A 16,755-nucleotide genomic window follows, 5' to 3' on the forward strand; every position below is an offset into this window, starting at 1 on the left:
AGCGCCGGACCTACGCGCAGATGTGTATAGCAGATCGCCTTGAAAAGGCGAATAGCGAATGTGTGACTAGTGCGACTCGTGCAGACCTTCGCCGATATAGAAGGCGGCAAGAGTCGCAAAAATCAGAGCCTGGATTGCACTGGTAAAGAGTCCCAGCAGCATCACAGGAAGAGGAACAATCAATGGAACGAGATAAACAAGCACTCCAACGGCAAGTTCATCGGCCAAGATGTTCCCGAAAAGACGGAAGGAGAGAGAAAGAGGCTTCGTGAATTCCTCGATAATCTTGAACGGGAGCATGATCGGAGTCGGCTCCACGTAAAGCTCGAAGAACCGCAGTCCTTTACGGCTGAGACCTGCATAGAAATATGCAAGGGACACGAGCAAGGCCATCGCCACAGTCGTGTTGATATCAGCTGTTGGAGCCCCGAGTTCACCCTCAGGAAGTTCAATGATCTTCCAGGGGATCAGTGCACCACCCCAGTTGCTGACGAAGATAAAAAGGAAGAGGGTTCCGATGAATGGAAGCCAATCGCGATAGTACTTCTCACCAATCTGATCACGTGCAAGATCACGCAAGTAATCCCACATGAACTCGAGGAGGTTTTGCACACCCCGGGGATCACGATCGAGCTTTCGGGTGCCGACCACTACAAGAGCGAGCAAGGCACCGATCAGGATCCAGGAGCTAAGAAAAACCTGGCCATGAAGATTGAGGTTGCCGATCTGCCAATACAGATGATGGCCAACCTCCAGTTCGGCGAACGGCAGTGATAAAGGCAGCAAAGCCATGAATGCAGGAGGGGGTGCGCGGACTCAGCCGTCAATGACGGTCTGAAGAATCAGGGCGGGCTTGTAGAGGAGAAAACCCACAAAGGCTGGGAGGAGTTCAAGTTGGGGGAATCGAGCGGCAGAGACGATGAGAACAATCGGCACGACCAGCTGAAAACGACCAACTTGACGGGATCCTCCGCCGAGCCGGGCCACGCTGCGGGAGAGCAGGCGCAAGTAGAGAACTCCTGCGCAGGCTCCGACCAACAGGCTGCGGGCCACCAAGAGATCGAATCGCCAAGCTGCGACCAGAGTCGCAACAAGAGACACCATCAAGGTGGCCAGCATCAGGCGTCGCTGCAGGCGTGCGTAGTCCTCCATACCGTTATCGGAAGGGGCGTTCGCCTCGTCCGAACTAGTGGAAGTCGCAGCCTGCAAACAACACTTGAGAAAGCGCGCGGAATCTATCACGCGAAACACCCAACTCAGCCTGAACCAGGCTTCAGCAGCAGCAGGCGTCTTTTGCAAAGGTCTCGCGCTACGTCAACGACTTCAGCTCCGATCCCGAGAGATTTCAGGGATGTCCCTGGGTGCTGCTCGACGGCTTGTAGCAGCGCGAGAGACGGCTCGTCGAGGCTGATCGGCTCGAGATCTGTGCCGAGCAGACTCGACGAAGGCCAGCCCCAGAGACAGGGCTGAAGCTCTCCATAGGCATCAAGCAATGCCTGGTCATCCCCCCAGGTCTCGACCTGCACAGGCTGGGCGCTGACAAAGAATTCGAAATGACTGATGTCTGGATCGAGTTGCTCGATCAAGGCCCATTGCTGGGGCAATGGGAGGGAAGAAGCCCTCTGAAGCAGTTCGCCCTCAAGCAAACGAGCTGGATCCCAGACAGCAGGATTTGAAAATCCTGCGAAGTGAAGCCCGGAGGCTTCGATGAAACCCATCAGTCGCTCGAGGTCGTAGCTGGTCTCCTGAGGGTGGAGATACATGTCAGCGAAATTCGCTTCAGCAGCACAATCCACTGACCAGCGTTGTTCGTGGTGGCGCCGCAGACGATTGTTCTGAGGAAGCGTCTCGAACAATTCACGTCCCAGACGCAAGCCCTCAGCTCCTGTACCCACCTCCAGGAGGTTCAGAGCTCTCTGGGTTCGATGAATTTCCCAACGTCCAGCATCCGCATAAAGGAAAAGATGCAAAAGCCCGTGGGGCGCGAGCAACTGAGCCAAGGACGTCAGTCCGGCCTCAGGGGCATCGAGATGATGCAGGACACCCACGGAATTGATGTAATCAAAAGGTCCTTCGCCCTGAAGATCCAGCAGGCTCCGTTGTTCCTGCCTTAATGAGATGACCTGATCTGCCCCACCGGAACGACGGAGGCGTTCACGGGCAACCTCGAGAGCACCTGCACTGATATCAACAGCCAGCACATCAGCACCTGGATTGAGATAGCAGAGGTAATCAGTGCTGACTCCTGTGCCGCAACCGGCATCGAGAATCTTCCAGGGCCTTCCCCCAGCCGGCTCAGGCTGAAGTTCACCATGCACGGCTGCATGCACGCTGCGTAGGCACCAGCGCCAGTTGTATCCAGGCGGAGGACCATCCTGCACAGGATCACCCGGATAGGGGAAACGGTCATAGAAGGCGCTGACGACAGGGGTGGCGGCGTCGGTTGAGTGCTCAGGCATCGGCTTGGGTGCTGGGCGGTGAAGTGCAGGGTCGACGGGCCGAGCATTTCACGGGCGATGGCCAACAAAGCGACCAGCACCGACCCCCTGCAAACATTTGTTCATGCAGGCAAGGAAGGCCATGAAGCGAGCCGTAATCTGGCTCGATCTGGCTTGCTTTCGTTCATGACCGTGACCGCCAGCAGCGGCAGCCCAAGGGTGACGCCCCAGCTCTTCGACACACTGCCGCTGTCCAGCGTGCGTCAGGCCGAACAGCAGGACCGCTTTCCTGATGGTGGCGAGCTCAACAACCTGATTACCTTTTTCCGGAGTGGTCAGGATCGGATTGAGGCATCAAGGGTTCTAGCTGACAACGCCGAAGCCATCGTGGCGAGGGCCGCCAATAAGATCTTTGCCGGAGGGACGCCTCTCTCCTTTCTGGAAGCACCGCTCAGCAGAGGGGAAGTACAGCGTCGAGACGGCACGGTGCTTGCCTCCGACCAAGCAGCGTTCCAAGCGTCAATCGAGACATTTACAGGAGCCAGTGCGGCAACAGGCGGCGGTAATGCCTTCACCCGCCTTCTGCGGGGAAGTAGCGAAGATGCCGACGTTCGAGTCGTTCTCCCGACCGGTTTCGCTCCGATCAGCGTGGCCAAATATGGCCCCGAACGCATGCGCAAATCGGTGCGTGACCTCGGCTGGTTCCTCCGTTATGTGGGCTATGCCCTAGTGGCAGGAGACCCAAGCATTCTTTCGGTCAATACCCGCGGACTTCGCGACGTTCTTGAGAAGGGATGTTCGCTTGCTGCCACCAATGTGGCGCTCCAGGAGATGCGTGCTGCAGCCGCCAGCTTGCTGCGCGATCGCCCAGAAGCACGTGAGATGGCCGTTCAGTGTTTCAACGTGCTGCTCCAAGAGCTCGCCATCGCAACGCCCTCCAGCCGACAGAAACTAGGCAGTTCAGAGCGTCAAGGCCTTCAACTGCCAGCGATCTATGCCCTCGCTTCACAGGGAAAATCCCCGCGTTACAGCATCAAGCTGGGGATGAGTGGGGCTGAACGTCAGGAGATCGTACGTGCCGCTTACCGCCAGGTTTTTGAACGCGATATCGCCAAGGGTTATTCCCAGGCACCTTGTGCCCAAGAAGCCTCTCAGTTAGTCCAGGGCAAAATCTCAATGCGCGAATTCATTCGCGCCCTTGGTCGATGCAAGGAATACCGCCAGCAATTCCACGACAGGTTTGTGAACAGCCGAGTTGTTGAACTCGCTTATCGTCACTTCCTCGGCCGAGGGGTTAGCTCCCTCGAGGAATTCAAAACCTCATTTGCCATCCTCAGCGACCAAGGCCTCCATGGTCTGATTGATGTGCTTGTGAACTCCAGTGAGTACGCACAGACCTTCGGAGAAGAGACAGTTCCATTCCTGCGTGACCTTGGTGAAGAGGCCCAAGAAAGTGCTGGGTGGGGTTCGAACCGAAAGCTTTTCCGCTTCAGCGCACCTTTCGAGGGAGCACCCCAATACGTCACCCTTTACGCCTCTTATCGACAGCCTTTCGCTGATCAACACGTCTACGGAGGTGGGAATGATCCGATTGGCAATCAGTACGGTGCGATTTTCCCGAGTGGCACTGCTTCCGTAGCCACACGCCCAGCGCCCTATGGCTACGACAGCCGACGGCTGCTGGTCAGCAACGGGCTGGCCTCTCCAGGCCAGATGGACAGCGCTCAGTTCCGAAGCAGCCGTCCCCGCAAAGTCGGTCCCCGTGTGGTCCGACTTCAGCAGATCGCCACCGGCGGAGCAGCGCGTCCTCGGCGGGGTGGTTTGCCCAGCGTTCGAAATACGGAAGCCAGTACGCAAGCGGTGATCAACGCTGTCTATGTGCAGGTTCTCGGCAATGCCGGCTATGCGGGTGAACGCGTCTCATCAGACGAAGCACGTCTGGAGAACGGCGACATTTCCCTGCGCGATTTTGTGCGCAGTGTTGCCCGTTCTGATGCCTTCCGGCGTCGCTACTGGAGCGGCCTCTACATCGCCAAGGCCATCGAGGTCATGCATCGTCGCCTCCTGGGGCGACCAACATTTGGTCGTTGGGAGATCGATTCTCTGTTTGATGTCGCGGCTCGCCATGGCTTCTACGGTCTGATTGATGCCTTGATCAACAGCAAGGAATACTGCGATTGCTTCGGGGAAGACACCGCTCCCTATGAACGCTTCATCACCCCAGCCGATCTCAATACGCGGCGGGTTCCAACTTGGAAGCAAGCCATCAATCTCGAAGCTCTTGCTTCTGGTACAAAGTCAGAGAGGCCTGAGGCCCAAACTGTCGAGAGCCTCAAGACCAGCGGCGATCTCACACAGCGAAACATCCAGGGAGCCGGAGGTCAGATCAAATGGGAACAATCCTCATCCATTAACAATCGGAACAACGAGCAACTAACGTCGTTTGCTCTCACCAAGCAATTCAACAAAACAACTAAAGCAAAAACTCCATCCTGGCAAGCCAAGGTTGAGTTCAGAGGGATCGTTAATCCCGAGATTCCTGGAGAAAAAATCCTTCAGGCCCTAAGGCGTAATGACATCAATGGCTTTGCAGCACGCGTTGGCCTGAAAACCTCGATTGAATTAAAGCCACCATTTACAGAGGAAGCTCTTTCTTCCGTCATCGACGAAACCTATCGACAGCTCCTCAATCGCATCCCATTCGATGACGAACGCTTAGTTGAAGCAGAGTCTCAACTCAGAAACCAGACAATCCCCCTTGTTGGTTTTATTGAAGCTGTTGCCCTCAGCGACACGTTCCAGAAACGTCTGAGCGCAATGGCTCCATTAAGAGCAGCTGCTGCAGTCAGCCTGGCCATTCTTGGTCGCGCTTCAACTCCTGGAGAAGCGGCTGAATTCGTTCAGACCAGAGCCGCCAATGGCCAACCCGCTGCCATTCGCAAGGTCTTCGAACGGCGCGAGGCCGATGATGCCAACCGCCTCCTCCAAATCAAACTTCCTTCCACGGATGGTCGCCAAAGCTTCAGAGAGCTGCAAACCACCCGGCAGGACAGCTTGCCAAGACCCATTGCTCCGGTGACACCACCGATCTTCGAGGGAGATGGTGAAGGCAAAACAACCACCCTCTTCAATGCGGTCAAGACCCAGGCCATTCAAGCGACTGCAGCACCTCTGCCTCCATTAGCCAGAGCACTTGAGAGCAAAGACACCACAGGATTCCAACGCAAGGCAGGGATCCCATCACCCATCCTTCTCACTCCTCCGTTTAGCGAGGATGAATTAAGCATTGCCATTGATGCGACCTATCGCCAACTCATCAACCGCATCCCCTTAGATAACGAGCGATTGACGAGCGCTGAATCCCTGCTTCGCAATCAAGATCTGGACATCTCAGGATTTGTTGAAGCAGTCGCCATGAGCGATCTCTTCCAACAACGCCTCTCGAGCATGGCGCCCCTTCGCGCGGCATCTGCCGCCGCCCTAGCCCTGCTAGGACGAGCAGCCACCCCAGCGGAAGTCGCCGAGTTCTTGAAGATTCGCGCTGGGGCTGGACAGCTAGAAGCGGTGCGCTCGCTTCTGATGGCTGCAGAGTCCCTCTCAACAAATGAAGTCCCTCGCGTCCAAGGGATGGAAACAAGTCCAGGCCAATCGCAATCAACAGTGATTCGCACAGCATCACTGTATCGAGGCAATTCAGCTCTCAATCCTCCAAAAGATTCGGCGATCTAGATTAATAACAGCCCCCAAAACAAAGACCTCTAAAAACATTGGCCCGCAATACGCGGGCTTGTTTTCTTTGGTTGCTAACACAATGTGACAAAAAGAGGCGGACCTTTCAATAGCAGAAAATAACAAACGCGAAACAGCAGAATCGCTGCGCTGCAACCGTTTTGGGCCCGCACCGCCCATGAAGAACTGTTAACGAGTTCTAATAAGTGCAGGCCGCTGACCGCACAATGATTGGGCGGTCAGCCAAAATGATCGCGTAAACCTTTCACCGGATCTCGGCCTCCTACGGGCGGTCGCTTGTTTCGAGGCAGAACTGCATGAGCATCGTCTCCAACTCGATCATCAACGCGGACGCCGAAGCCCGCTATCTGAGCCCTGGCGAACTCGACCAGATCAAGGCTTTCGTTAACGGCGGCGAACGACGCCTGCGTGTTGCTCAGGTTCTCTGTGAGAGCCGAGAGCGCATCGTCAAGCAGGCTGGTGGTCAGCTTTTCCAGAAGCGTCCAGATGTCATCTCCCCTGGCGGCAATGCTTACGGTCAGGAAATGACCGCGACCTGCCTGCGGGACATGGATTACTACCTCCGCTTGGTGACATACGGCATCGTCGCCGGTGACATCACCCCAATCGAAGAGATTGGCGTGATTGGCGCGAAGGAGCTCTATAGGTCCCTAGGCACCCCCCTCGAAGCCCTCGCAGACTCCGTGCGTGAAATGAAGACCGTCGCCATGGGCCTGCTGACCGGCTCAGATGCAGAGGAAGCCGGTTTCTACTTCGACTACGTGGTGGGCGCCCTCGCCTGATCCCCTGTCCCTCCTACTGACAACGCTCTTCCTACGGATCCATGCAAGACGCCATCACCAACGTCATCAATAAGTCCGACGTCCAGGGCCTGTACCTGGACACGGCTTCGATGACCAGCCTTGAGTCCTATTTCTCCAGTGGTGAGCTGCGCGTTCGTGCCGCAGCCACCATCAGCTCTAACGCCTCCGGCATCATCCGTGATGCCGTCGCCAAGGCACTGCTGTACTCGGACATCACCCGTCCAGGCGGCAACATGTACACCACCCGCCGCTACGCAGCCTGCATCCGCGATCTGGATTACTACCTGCGCTACTCCACCTACGCCATGCTGGCCGGTGACACCTCCATCCTTGATGAGCGTGTTCTCAACGGTCTTAAGGAGACTTACAACTCCCTGGGTGTTCCCATTGGCGCAACCGTTCAGGCCATCCAGGCAATGAAGGAAGTGGTTGCCACCCTCGTCGGCGCAGATGCTGGCAAGGAGATGGGCGTTTACTTGGATTACATCTGCTCTGGTCTCGGCAACTGAGAACCATGCGGTTGTTCAAAGTTACGGCCTGCATTCCCAGCCCTGAGAAAGTGCGCACGCAACGCGAGTTGCAAAACACTTTCTTCACCAAGTGGGTGCCCTACGACAGTTGGTTCGCTGAACAACAGCGAATCCAGAAGCAAGGTGGACGAATCATCAAAGTTGAGCTCTGCACAGGTGGCCGTCAGGTCAACGTGGGCAACTAAGAGTCACCACCAAACCAATTCGTTTCCAAGCCCGGTCAATGACCGGGCTTTTTTTGCTTCCATGCCTTGGCAAACACGGTTTAAAACGGCTGAATGGACTGAATCAGATCCTGAGTCTTTGTCCCGCAAAAGCTTGAACTCCCGACGGAGGGCTTCCTCGCGACAGGCTCGGATCAGCGCCGCAGCAGATGCGGTGCCAAAGGCCAGCAGCATCTGGTCCCGCATGCTGCCCCTTGACTGGTCTCTCTGGCCTGCCGAAGCGCGCCTGCTACTGACTCTCACGCTGATCTGGAGCGTTGCAGGACTTCTCATCCTGGGTTCTGCCAGTTGGTGGGTTGCCAGTCGTGAGATGGGAGAAGGGGCCTATTACCTCAAAAGACAAGTGATCTGGATGGTCGCAAGCTGGGGCCTCCTCAGTCTTGCTGTCAGCACCGACCTACGACGTTGGATGAAAGTGGCCGGCCCAGCTCTGTGGATCGGCTGTCTACTGGTGGCCGCCACGCTTCTTTTTGGGGACCCAGTCAATGGCGCTAGCCGCTGGCTACCGATCGGTCCGATGCAGATTCAGCCATCCGAGCTGGTGAAACCCTTCGTGGTACTACAGGCAGCCAACTTATTTGCGCACTGGAAACGCAGTGCTGTGGATCAGAAGTTGCTCTGGCTAGGCAGCTTCGGGGCTCTGATACTGCTGATTCTCAAACAACCGAATCTGAGTACAGCGGCTCTGACGGGACTCCTGCTCTGGCTCATGGCTTTTTCTGCCGGCCTTCGTCTTCGCAGCCTCTTTGGAACAGCACTGGTCGGCGCTGCACTCGGGGTCAGCAGCATCATGATCAACGAATACCAGCGGCTGAGGGTGGTCTCCTTCCTCAACCCGTGGCAAGACCCCCAGGGCGATGGTTACCAACTGGTCCAGAGCCTTCTGGCGATCGGTTCCGGAGGCATTGTCGGCCAAGGCTTCGGACTGTCCACCCAGAAACTGCAGTACCTGCCCATTCAGAGCACCGATTTCATCTTCGCTGTCTATGCCGAAGAATTCGGATTCATCGGATCAGTCATGCTGCTGCTGTTCTTGATGCTGGTGGCATTTCTTGGGCTGCGCGTTGCCCTGCGTTGCCGCAGCAATCAGACGAGACTCACCGCCATTGGCTGCACCACCCTCTTGATCGGCCAATCCTTGATGAATCTTGCCGTTGCTTCTGGTGCCATGCCGACAACGGGGCTGCCATTACCGATGGTGAGTTACGGCGGCAACTCTCTGCTCTCCAGCCTTCTGGTGGCAGGCCTTCTGATCCGCTGTTCGCTTGAATCCACCAGTCTCGTGGGAGGACGCCGACCGAGGCGAGCCAACGAGCGCTCCAATCAGCACCTGGCGCCAAGTCGATAGGGTGATCCATCAAGCGCACTCCGGATGCTCCGGCAGCGACCATTCACGTTTCCCTCCTGGCGATTGCTTCCCTGGATCTGTCGGATCTGGCGCGCAGCAGTGAGCAGCTGCTCACCCAGGCGCTCAATCAGCCCGGTCCCCTCACCATCGGGCTTGTCTTTGCGGGCGGTGCTCTCACCAGCCTGGGGCCTTGTTCGCTCTCCTTGCTTCCGGTGACCCTTGCCTATCTTGCTGGCTTCAAGGGCCAGCAGCCAGGCTGGCAACGCAGCCTGCTGTTTTGCTCGGGCATCGTGGGTGCCTTGGTCGTGCTGGGCAGCCTCAGCGGACTTGTGGGCCGCATCTATGGCCAGGTACCGGATGTGGTGCCAAGCCTCGTCGGCCTGCTGGCGGTGGTGATGGGACTCAATTTGCTTGGCCTGGTGCGGCTCCCCCTTCCTTCAGGCCCGGATCCAATGCGCTGGACTGAGCGAGTGCCAGCCCCCCTGGCACCGATCGCAGCCGGACTCGCCTTCGGCTTAGCAGCGTCGCCCTGTACAACGCCTGTGCTGGCGGTGTTGCTGGGCTGGATTGCCACAAGCGGCAGACCACTCGTGGGCGTGCTGCTCCTCACAAGCTTCGGGGTCGGCCAAGTGCTGCCCTTGCTGGTCGCCGGCAGTGCTGCCGCCAGTGTGCCCAAGCTGCTGGCATTGAGACCGATCGGCCGATGGGTTCCACCCATCAGTGGTGTGGTGTTGATCTGCACTGGCATGCTCACCCTTCTGGCCCGCTGGAGCTGATCGATGACACCGCTCCGACGCCTCGCAGCCCTGCTCTCCGACCTGCGGCTGGCCATCCTTCTCCTTTTGCTCATTGCCAGCGCTAGCGCCATCGGCACCATCCTTCCCCAGGGGGAAGACCCTGCTCTCTATCTGGAGCGATTCAATGCCGACCCTTGGCTGGGAGTGATCAACGGCGAGCGCATGCTGCAATTGCAGCTGGATCATGTCTATTCGAGTGGTTGGTTCCTAGGCCTCCTTGGCTGGCTCGGTGTGGCGCTCATGCTCTGCAGCTGGCGGCGTCAATGGCCTGCACTGCAATCCGCCCTGCGCTGGATCGACTACCGCGAACCCCGACAACTCAGCAAAATGGCGCTCGCCGAAACGGTGAGCAGCCCTGATCCGAAGAAGGGGATCACCAATCTGGCGACCAGCTTGCGAGCGCAGGGATGGCAGGTTCAGGAACAGCAAGGTCGGCTGGCAGCCCGGCGTGGGGTGGTGGGCCGCGTAGGGCCTCTCCTGGTGCATACCGGGATGGTCCTGCTGATGCTCGGGGCGGCCTGGGGGTCCCTCGGAGGCAATCGACTGGAACGGTTTCTGGCGCCAGGCCGCAGCCTTGACCTTCTCGACAGGTCCGGTAACAGCCAGCTCACGCTCAGGCTCGATCAATTCACGATTGAACGTGACCCGGCGGGACGAACCGAACAGTTTCGTTCGCAACTCTCGCTTCAACCCCCAGGGGATCAGGAGGCGGTTTTCAAAGAAATCAGTGTCAATCACCCGCTGCGATATCGCGGCATGACCGTTTATCAAGCGGATTGGTCCCTCGCCACAATCACAGTTCAGCTGGGCCGAAGCCCCCTGCTGCAACTGCCGCTCCAGAACTTCCCTGAGCTCGGAGACCAGCTCTGGGGCCTTGTCCTACCAACCCGCCCCGATGGGAGCGAACCTGTGCTCCTGACCTTAGGGAGCGAAGCCGGGCCGGTTCAGGTGTTCGGGGAGGGCGGCGAGCTGATCACCAACCTGCGCCCAGGTGGTTCCTCCGTCGAAGTCAATGGCCTGCCCTTGAGGGTGGTCGAGGTGATGCCCGCGAGCGGACTTTTGCTGAAGCGCGACCCTGGGGTGCCTCTGGTTTACTCCGGCTTCGCCATCACCCTTCTGGGGGGGGGGCTGAGCCTGGTAGCCACCCGTCAACTTTGGGCCGTGGAAGACCCCAAGCATCAGAAATTACATATCGCCGGACTTTGCAACCGCAATCTGAGCGGCTTTGCGCAGGAGTTCCCCACTTTGCTTAGCAGGGCTGACGAAATCCGTGCGTGACACGCACAACCGTGTGCACATTGCCTCTGGGATTGAAATCGGCTTCGAGCTGCATCCACACCGGCTCACAGGCCACCACAAGATCATCCAGGATCCGATTGGCTACTTCCTCATGGGAAATCGTCCGGTTGCGGTAACTATTGATATAGAGCTTGATCGCCTTGAGCTCAACCACTTTCGGCCCCGGTTGATAGAGCAACCGGAGCACAGCGAAATCGGGATACCCCGAAAACGGACACAGGCAGGTGAACTCTGGCAGTTCGATCGAGACCTCGTAGGGCCGTCCTGGGCGAGGGTTCTCAAAGCAGATCAGTTCTGCATCGGCAATCGACCTCTCCCCATATAGAGGCGTGCGCGTGGCATCAGGGGCGACTTCGCTCACAGGTCGGCAACAGACAAGTCGAACACTAAGGCTCAGGGCAAGCCCACCGCCACCACATTCCTTCAGGAAATATCCATGAAGGAATGATCAAATGTTCACCATGAACAGCGGCATCTCGATAAAATGATAATGAAGGACAAAACGTTGAGCTCCAGCGGTGCTTTGCACCGACCCACCAGCAGGAAGTAGCCAGTCCGCAAGGCGAAGCAACGCTCCTTCTATCGAAGCGGACCCGGCCAAAGCCGGGACAAGGTTCATCCCTTCGAGTTGCCCACCATGACCATTCAACTGCGCACCTATCGCGGGATCCAGTACGACCCCAGCAAGCACGAACAGGCCAGCAGAGCCAAGGTTGATCACACCTACCGTGGCCTGCACTACGAAGCTCCTCTGCGACACGACGCTGCAGCGCCCGATCCACACGTAGAGCTCCATTACCGAGGCAGCGTGTATCACCATCGCCGCCAAGAGGCCCAGAGCAGCTTGGACTCCTGAATCAGTAGCAGCCAGCACAATCCTCTCTCCGAGGCTGAGTCCTAATGGGCGAAACCTCAGAGAGACCTTTTCAATTCATCCTGCAATATCTTCCGGTGCAGGCTCTACCGAAAGCAGGCCTTTTCTGACACACTTTTAACACTCGAAATTATCGATCGCCGTCCATGAAAAAAGTCGAGGCCATCATTCGCCCCTTCAAGCTTGAGGACGTCAAACTCGCCCTAGTCAACGCCGGCATCGTTGGCATGACTGTGAGCGAAGTACGCGGCTTCGGACGCCAGAAAGGCCAGGTGGAGCGCTACCGCGGATCTGAATTCACCGTTGAATTCCTACAGAAACTGAAGATCGAGGTTGTGATCGATGACAGCAATGTTGAGGCCGTCGTGAACGCCATCGCTGAGGCCGCCAAAACAGGAGAGATCGGCGACGGCAAGATCTTCATTTCCCCAGTCGACAGCGTGTTGAGAATCCGCACGGGTGAGCGCGACGGCACCGCTCTCTGACGACAGGTCCACCCGCTCGGATGACTTCATTCAGCCTTCGCCAGGGTGGTAGTCACCACTCTGGCGATGTCTGTGTCATCGACCTCGGTCACAGCTTGACCCTTGCGTGAACCAGACAACCAGACCAGATCCGGGCGCCCGGCGCGCAACCAGAGCAGATATTCGTGATTGCCGGCCGGTCCGGTAATGGGCGAGCCAACGAGTCCGTAAGCCTGCCAAGCGAGACCAGATGCAGCCTGAATCACTCCACGCAAAGCATCGCGATGGGCCCCAGGATCTCTGACGACTCCTCCCTTCCCCACCCGTTCACGACCCACTTCAAACTGGGGTTTCACCAGCAGCACGGCTTCCGCTTCCGAAGGGGCAAGCAAGGCCTGAATCGCTGGCATCACCAGACCTAGCGAAATGAAAGAGACATCCGCTACCGCAAAGTCGGGGCGGGGATCATCAGGTCCATACATCTCTTCGGGGGTGAGCCTGCGCAGATTGGTGCGTTCTCGCAGCACCACCCTGGGGTCGGTGCGCAGGCTCCAGGCCGTCTGGCCATAGCCCACATCAATTCCATAGACCCGACGCGCACCGTGCTGCAAAAGGCAATCGGTGAATCCACCGGTAGAGATCCCACCATCCAGACAAACGCGACCCTCAACTGTCAGAGGAAACACCTCGAGCCCCTTCAGCAATTTCTCTCCTCCACGGGAGACAAAACGTGGGGGTTGCTCCACAGTCACCGTGAGATCCATGGCCACCTGCTGGCCAGGCTTATCCAGCAGCAGCCCGCTTCCATCACGAACCTTGCCAGCACGAATCAACAGCTGAGCCTGCTGCCTGGTTGGCACCAGGCCCAGCGTCAGCAAATGCTGGTCCAAACGGGTCTTGTGTGCCATTTCGTCATAAAAGCAGAGGGGAAAACCGAACAAATCCGGGGGGTAAGTCCAAAGCCTGGATGACCTCCGGGAAGATCAACCCAATCCGCCCATCGGGACGTGTCAGCTAGTCAGCCTCCCCGCAGCCATCGCCACGGCCGAAACCGGGCTGAACGCGTTCTCAGCGCCGTCTCCCCAGCTCCAAAGCACGATGTGTTCGAACTGCTGCACCCCGGTAGTTTCGTGACCCTCGATAACCATCCCTCAGACCTTCCTCCCTTTCAGGTCATCCACTGCCGTGGCGGTCGTTGCCTAGTGCGGCAGCAGGCCTGGGGCCAGCATGTGCAGTGGGAAGTGGAGCACCAGCGGCTGCATTCAGCCTGAAGGCAGGGCCATACATTGGTGACGTCGTTGCCACGCGCTGGCCTTGATCGAGAGATACACCCTGCCCGAAATGGGCAACCTCTGGACTGATAAAGCCAAATACCAGAGCTGGCTCGACGTTGAAGTGGCCGCTTGTGAAGCGAACTGCAGCCTTGGACGCGTGCCTGAGGACGCGATGGAGGAGATCAGGACCAAGGCCGCCTTCGAGCCGGAGCGGATCCTCGAGATCGAGGCGGAGGTTCGTCACGATGTGATTGCCTTCCTCACGAATGTGAACGAGCACGTGGGTGATGCAGGACGCTTCATTCATGTCGGCATGACCAGCAGCGACGTGCTGGATACCGGCGTTGCCTTGCAGCTCAAGGCATCGGTTGGCTTGCTGCGAAAGGAACTCGCCGATCTGGATCAGGCGATCGCCAAGCTGGCGATCGCCCACAAGGCCACCGTGATGATCGGTCGCTCCCACGCCATTCATGGCGAACCGATCACCTTTGGTTTCAAACTGGCTGGCTGGCTAGCGGAGACCCGCCGCAACGCAGAGCGGCTTGAGCGACTTGAGCGTGATGTGGCCGTCGGCCAGATCAGCGGTGCCATGGGCACCTACGCCAATACCGACCCTGAAGTGGAGCGCCTGACTTGCGAGCGGCTGGACCTCACCCCAGACACCGCCAGCACTCAGGTGATCTCACGCGATCGCCATGCCGATTACGTGCAGACACTCGCACTGGTGGGAGCGTCTCTCGACCGATTCGCCACCGAGATCCGCAACCTGCAACGCACTGACGTGCTTGAGGTGGAGGAGAGCTTCGCCAAGGGACAGAAAGGCAGTTCAGCCATGCCTCACAAGCGCAATCCGATCCGCAGCGAGCGGATCAGCGGTCTGGCGCGCGTACTGCGCAGCTACGTGGTGGCAGCACTGGAAAACGTGGCGCTCTGGCATGAACGCGACATCAGCCACAGTTCCACCGAGCGCATGATGCTGCCCGACTGCTCTGTCACCCTTCACTTCATGCTGAGAGAGATGACCGCCGTCATCTCCCAACTGGGGGTGTATCCCGACAACATGCGCCGCAATATGAACGTCTACGGCGGCGTGGTGTTTAGCCAGCGAGTCCTACTTGGATTAGTCGATGCCGGCATGAGCCGTGAGGATGCCTACCGGGTCGTGCAACGCAACGCCCATACGGCCTGGAACACCGACGGTGGTGATTTCCGCGGCAATTTAGAAGCCGACCCCGATGTGACCAACAAGCTCAATCCCGAACAACTGGCGGCCTGCTTCAGCACCGATCTACACCAGGCCAACCTAGGGGTGATCTGGTCACGCCTGGGGCTCTGATCACCCGCTCAGCCGATGTTCTGGACCCCCTATGCCGACTGGATTTACGTGGTCGTGAGCCTGTCAGGCTTAGCGGCTGTGACCTGGCTGGTGCTGCGACCTAGACCAGACAGCTGAAGACAGCTGACCAACACCAGAGTCGGTCATCCAAGCCCTGCTGGCAGGATGAAGACGTGTGCAAGTGCGTCGCAGCGGGGCGAGACGAACTGATGGTGGCAGCGACACGGGTCGAAACCGACAGCATGGGGCCTGTTGAGGTGCCTGCTGAAGCCCTATGGGGCGCTCAAACCCAACGGTCTCTGCAGAACTTCGACATTGCAGCCGACAGGATGCCAACTGAGCTGATCCATGCCCTGGCAAGGATCAAGCAGGTGGCAGCCATCGTCAACACCAAACTTGGTGTCCTGGACGAAGCGAAACGCGATTTGATTGTTGACGCTGCTGCCTCCATTGCAGAAGGCCAACACGACGATCAATTTCCTCTTCGGGTCTGGCAGACCGGCAGCGGGACCCAGACCAACATGAACCTCAACGAGGTGATCAGCAATCTGGCAGCACGCAGCTCAGGAGAAGAGCTCGGCAGCCATCAACCAGTCCATCCCAATGACCACGTCAACAAGTCGCAATCGACCAACGACGCCTTCCCAGCAGCGATTCACGTCGCCGCAGCTGATGGGATCTGCCACCGTCTATTACCTGAACTACAACGGCTGAGCCAAACCTTTGCGGCCAAAGCTGAGGCCTGGGGAAGCATCGTGAAAATCGGCCGCACGCACCTCCAGGACGCGGTACCTCTCACCTTGGGGCAAGAGGCCTCCGCATGGCGAGATCAGATCAACACTGCGTCTGTGCGCATCAACGCCAGCCTGAAGGAAGTGCTGTTGCTGCCGCTCGGGGGCACCGCCGTAGGCACAGGCCTCAATGCCCCCGATGGCTATGCGGACCAAGCCGCCGCGGAATTAGCCCGCCTGATGGGGTTGCCTTTCAGCTCCGCACCGAACAAATTCGCCGTGATGGCGAGCCATGACGGCCTGGTCAACGCCATGGGGCAACTCCGACTGCTGGCTGTGAGCCTGCTCAAGATCGCCAACGACATCCGCCTGCTTGCCTGCGGACCCCGCGCCGGCCTGGCGGAACTGCATCTCCCAGAGAACGAGCCCGGGAGCTCGATCATGCCTGGCAAGGTGAACCCCACGCAGTGTGAAGCCATGGCGATGGTATGCACCCAGGTGATCGGTCTGGATGCAGCCGTGGCCATGGCAGGCGCCGGTGGCCATCTACAAATGAACGTCTACAAACCACTGATCGGCTTCAACCTGCTGCAGGCCATCACGTTGCTAACGGATGCCAGCCGCTGCTTCCGGGTCGCGATGGTGGAAGGGATCACGCCCAACAACACCCGAATCCAGCGCGACGTTGAGCAGTCGCTGATGCTGGTGACCCCCTTGGCACCGGTGATTGGCTACGACAAAGCCAGCGCTATCGCTAAATATGCCCATGAACAGGGCTCAAGTTTGCGCGATGCAGCCCTAGAGCTCGGCTATGTCAGCGCCGAAGACTTCGATCGCATCGTCGATCCGGCCGCCATGACCATCCCCCACGGCTAAGGGGAAAGCTG

At 58.2% G+C, this 16,755-nt stretch carries 19 protein-coding genes; 13 read left to right on the forward strand and 6 right to left on the reverse strand.

Translation table 11 applies throughout. From position 1 onward, the window contains the following. Window positions 1-66: 66 nt before the first annotated feature. Genes atpB through DXY16_RS06645 form a run of 3 tightly spaced genes read right to left on the reverse strand, consistent with a single transcriptional unit; the run spans window position 67 to window position 2,459 of the window. Window positions 67-792 carry a F0F1 ATP synthase subunit A gene (atpB, locus tag DXY16_RS06635; RefSeq protein WP_115019543.1) on the reverse strand — a complete coding sequence of 242 codons (726 nt, stop codon included), beginning with the start codon at window positions 790-792 and terminating at the stop codon, window positions 67-69. A gap of 24 nt (window positions 793-816) precedes the next feature. Beyond that, window positions 817-1,209 (reverse strand): hypothetical protein, encoded by a 393-nt coding sequence (locus tag DXY16_RS06640; protein WP_371410878.1) that lies wholly within the window; start codon window positions 1,207-1,209, stop codon window positions 817-819. 47 nt (window positions 1,210-1,256) lie between these two features. Next, window positions 1,257-2,459, reverse strand: a complete 1,203-nt coding sequence (locus DXY16_RS06645) for a bifunctional 2-polyprenyl-6-hydroxyphenol methylase/3-demethylubiquinol 3-O-methyltransferase UbiG (protein WP_115120483.1) — start codon at window positions 2,457-2,459, stop codon at window positions 1,257-1,259. Window positions 2,460-2,624: 165 nt separating this feature from the next. On the opposite strand from DXY16_RS06645, the gene DXY16_RS06650 reads away from it, so the two are divergent. From DXY16_RS06650 to DXY16_RS06685, 7 genes are all read left to right on the forward strand, one after another. Further along, window positions 2,625-6,167 carry a phycobilisome rod-core linker polypeptide gene (locus tag DXY16_RS06650; RefSeq protein WP_115120543.1) on the forward strand — a complete coding sequence of 1,181 codons (3,543 nt, stop codon included), beginning with the start codon at window positions 2,625-2,627 and terminating at the stop codon, window positions 6,165-6,167. Between the two features lie 317 nt (window positions 6,168-6,484). Then, a complete protein-coding gene (locus DXY16_RS06655; protein WP_115120484.1) occupies window positions 6,485-6,970 on the forward strand; it encodes an allophycocyanin in 486 nt (161 codons plus the stop codon). A gap of 41 nt (window positions 6,971-7,011) precedes the next feature. Then, entirely contained in the window at window positions 7,012-7,500 is a 489-nt protein-coding gene (gene apcB / locus DXY16_RS06660; RefSeq protein ID WP_115019550.1) for an allophycocyanin subunit beta, read from the forward strand. Between the two features lie 5 nt (window positions 7,501-7,505). Then, window positions 7,506-7,706, forward strand: coding sequence for a phycobilisome linker polypeptide (locus tag DXY16_RS06665; protein ID WP_007098856.1), 201 nt, complete (start codon window positions 7,506-7,508; stop codon window positions 7,704-7,706). A gap of 223 nt (window positions 7,707-7,929) precedes the next feature. Continuing rightward, on the forward strand, window positions 7,930-9,093 hold the full coding sequence (locus tag DXY16_RS06675; RefSeq protein WP_115120486.1) for an FtsW/RodA/SpoVE family cell cycle protein: 1,164 nt from the start codon (window positions 7,930-7,932) through the stop codon (window positions 9,091-9,093). 107 nt (window positions 9,094-9,200) lie between these two features. Beyond that, complete coding sequence (locus tag DXY16_RS06680) at window positions 9,201-9,869, forward strand: cytochrome c biogenesis CcdA family protein (RefSeq protein WP_170953880.1); 669 nt, start codon at window positions 9,201-9,203, stop codon at window positions 9,867-9,869. Window positions 9,870-9,872: 3 nt separating this feature from the next. Beyond that, window positions 9,873-11,168: a cytochrome c biogenesis protein ResB gene (locus tag DXY16_RS06685; protein WP_115120488.1), complete on the forward strand. Its 1,296-nt coding sequence runs from the start codon at window positions 9,873-9,875 to the stop codon at window positions 11,166-11,168. Here DXY16_RS06685 and queF read toward each other — a convergent pair. Beyond that, window positions 11,140-11,550 carry a preQ(1) synthase gene (queF, locus tag DXY16_RS06690; protein ID WP_115120489.1) on the reverse strand — a complete coding sequence of 137 codons (411 nt, stop codon included), beginning with the start codon at window positions 11,548-11,550 and terminating at the stop codon, window positions 11,140-11,142. The genes DXY16_RS06685 and queF overlap by 29 nt on opposite strands. Window positions 11,551-11,637: 87 nt before the next feature. Next, window positions 11,638-11,808 (reverse strand): hypothetical protein, encoded by a 171-nt coding sequence (locus tag DXY16_RS15010; protein WP_206749553.1) that lies wholly within the window; start codon window positions 11,806-11,808, stop codon window positions 11,638-11,640. Window positions 11,809-11,826: 18 nt separating this feature from the next. On the opposite strand from DXY16_RS15010, the gene DXY16_RS06695 reads away from it, so the two are divergent. After that, window positions 11,827-12,045 (forward strand): DUF4278 domain-containing protein, encoded by a 219-nt coding sequence (locus DXY16_RS06695; RefSeq protein WP_115120490.1) that lies wholly within the window; start codon window positions 11,827-11,829, stop codon window positions 12,043-12,045. A gap of 164 nt (window positions 12,046-12,209) precedes the next feature. Then, window positions 12,210-12,548 (forward strand): P-II family nitrogen regulator, encoded by a 339-nt coding sequence (locus DXY16_RS06700; protein WP_115019558.1) that lies wholly within the window; start codon window positions 12,210-12,212, stop codon window positions 12,546-12,548. Window positions 12,549-12,574: 26 nt separating this feature from the next. On the opposite strand, the gene DXY16_RS06705 is transcribed toward DXY16_RS06700, so the two are convergent. Continuing rightward, window positions 12,575-13,435 (reverse strand): TlyA family RNA methyltransferase, encoded by an 861-nt coding sequence (locus tag DXY16_RS06705; protein ID WP_115120544.1) that lies wholly within the window; start codon window positions 13,433-13,435, stop codon window positions 12,575-12,577. Window positions 13,436-13,534: 99 nt separating this feature from the next. On the opposite strand from DXY16_RS06705, the gene DXY16_RS06710 reads away from it, so the two are divergent. From DXY16_RS06710 to fumC, 4 genes are all read left to right on the forward strand, one after another. Next, window positions 13,535-13,798: a hypothetical protein gene (locus DXY16_RS06710; RefSeq protein WP_115019564.1), complete on the forward strand. Its 264-nt coding sequence runs from the start codon at window positions 13,535-13,537 to the stop codon at window positions 13,796-13,798. A 43-nt stretch (window positions 13,799-13,841) separates the two neighbouring features. Beyond that, window positions 13,842-15,137, forward strand: coding sequence for an adenylosuccinate lyase (gene purB, locus DXY16_RS06715; protein ID WP_115120491.1), 1,296 nt, complete (start codon window positions 13,842-13,844; stop codon window positions 15,135-15,137). A gap of 15 nt (window positions 15,138-15,152) precedes the next feature. Next, window positions 15,153-15,254 carry an adenylosuccinate lyase gene (locus DXY16_RS06720; protein ID WP_115120492.1) on the forward strand — a complete coding sequence of 34 codons (102 nt, stop codon included), beginning with the start codon at window positions 15,153-15,155 and terminating at the stop codon, window positions 15,252-15,254. A 92-nt stretch (window positions 15,255-15,346) separates the two neighbouring features. Further along, entirely contained in the window at window positions 15,347-16,744 is a 1,398-nt protein-coding gene (gene fumC, locus DXY16_RS06725) for a class II fumarate hydratase (protein WP_115120545.1), read from the forward strand. Window positions 16,745-16,755 lie beyond the last annotated feature (11 nt).

Origin of the sequence: Synechococcus sp. UW105, assembly GCF_900473935.1 — a bacterium.
Classification (GTDB): Bacteria; Cyanobacteriota; Cyanobacteriia; order PCC-6307; family Cyanobiaceae; genus Synechococcus_C.

Bases quoted from the DNA above. Each gene is read 5' to 3' on its own strand.
- atpB (WP_115019543.1), bottom strand. From the start codon at position 792: ATGGCTTTGCTGCCTTTATCACTGCCGTTCGCCGAACTGGAGGTTGGC.
- DXY16_RS06645 (WP_115120483.1), bottom strand. From the start codon at position 2,459: ATGCCTGAGCACTCAACCGACGCCGCCACCCCTGTCGTCAGCGCCTTC.
- DXY16_RS06650 (WP_115120543.1), top strand. From the start codon at position 2,625: ATGACCGTGACCGCCAGCAGCGGCAGCCCAAGGGTGACGCCCCAGCTC.
- DXY16_RS06655 (WP_115120484.1), top strand. From the start codon at position 6,485: ATGAGCATCGTCTCCAACTCGATCATCAACGCGGACGCCGAAGCCCGC.
- apcB (WP_115019550.1), top strand. From the start codon at position 7,012: ATGCAAGACGCCATCACCAACGTCATCAATAAGTCCGACGTCCAGGGC.
- DXY16_RS06665 (WP_007098856.1), top strand. From the start codon at position 7,506: ATGCGGTTGTTCAAAGTTACGGCCTGCATTCCCAGCCCTGAGAAAGTG.
- DXY16_RS06675 (WP_115120486.1), top strand. From the start codon at position 7,930: ATGCTGCCCCTTGACTGGTCTCTCTGGCCTGCCGAAGCGCGCCTGCTA.
- DXY16_RS06685 (WP_115120488.1), top strand. From the start codon at position 9,873: ATGACACCGCTCCGACGCCTCGCAGCCCTGCTCTCCGACCTGCGGCTG.
- DXY16_RS15010 (WP_206749553.1), bottom strand. From the start codon at position 11,808: ATGAACCTTGTCCCGGCTTTGGCCGGGTCCGCTTCGATAGAAGGAGCG.
- DXY16_RS06695 (WP_115120490.1), top strand. From the start codon at position 11,827: ATGACCATTCAACTGCGCACCTATCGCGGGATCCAGTACGACCCCAGC.
- DXY16_RS06700 (WP_115019558.1), top strand. From the start codon at position 12,210: ATGAAAAAAGTCGAGGCCATCATTCGCCCCTTCAAGCTTGAGGACGTC.
- DXY16_RS06705 (WP_115120544.1), bottom strand. From the start codon at position 13,435: ATGGCACACAAGACCCGTTTGGACCAGCATTTGCTGACGCTGGGCCTG.
- DXY16_RS06720 (WP_115120492.1), top strand. From the start codon at position 15,153: ATGTTCTGGACCCCCTATGCCGACTGGATTTACGTGGTCGTGAGCCTG.
- fumC (WP_115120545.1), top strand. From the start codon at position 15,347: ATGGTGGCAGCGACACGGGTCGAAACCGACAGCATGGGGCCTGTTGAG.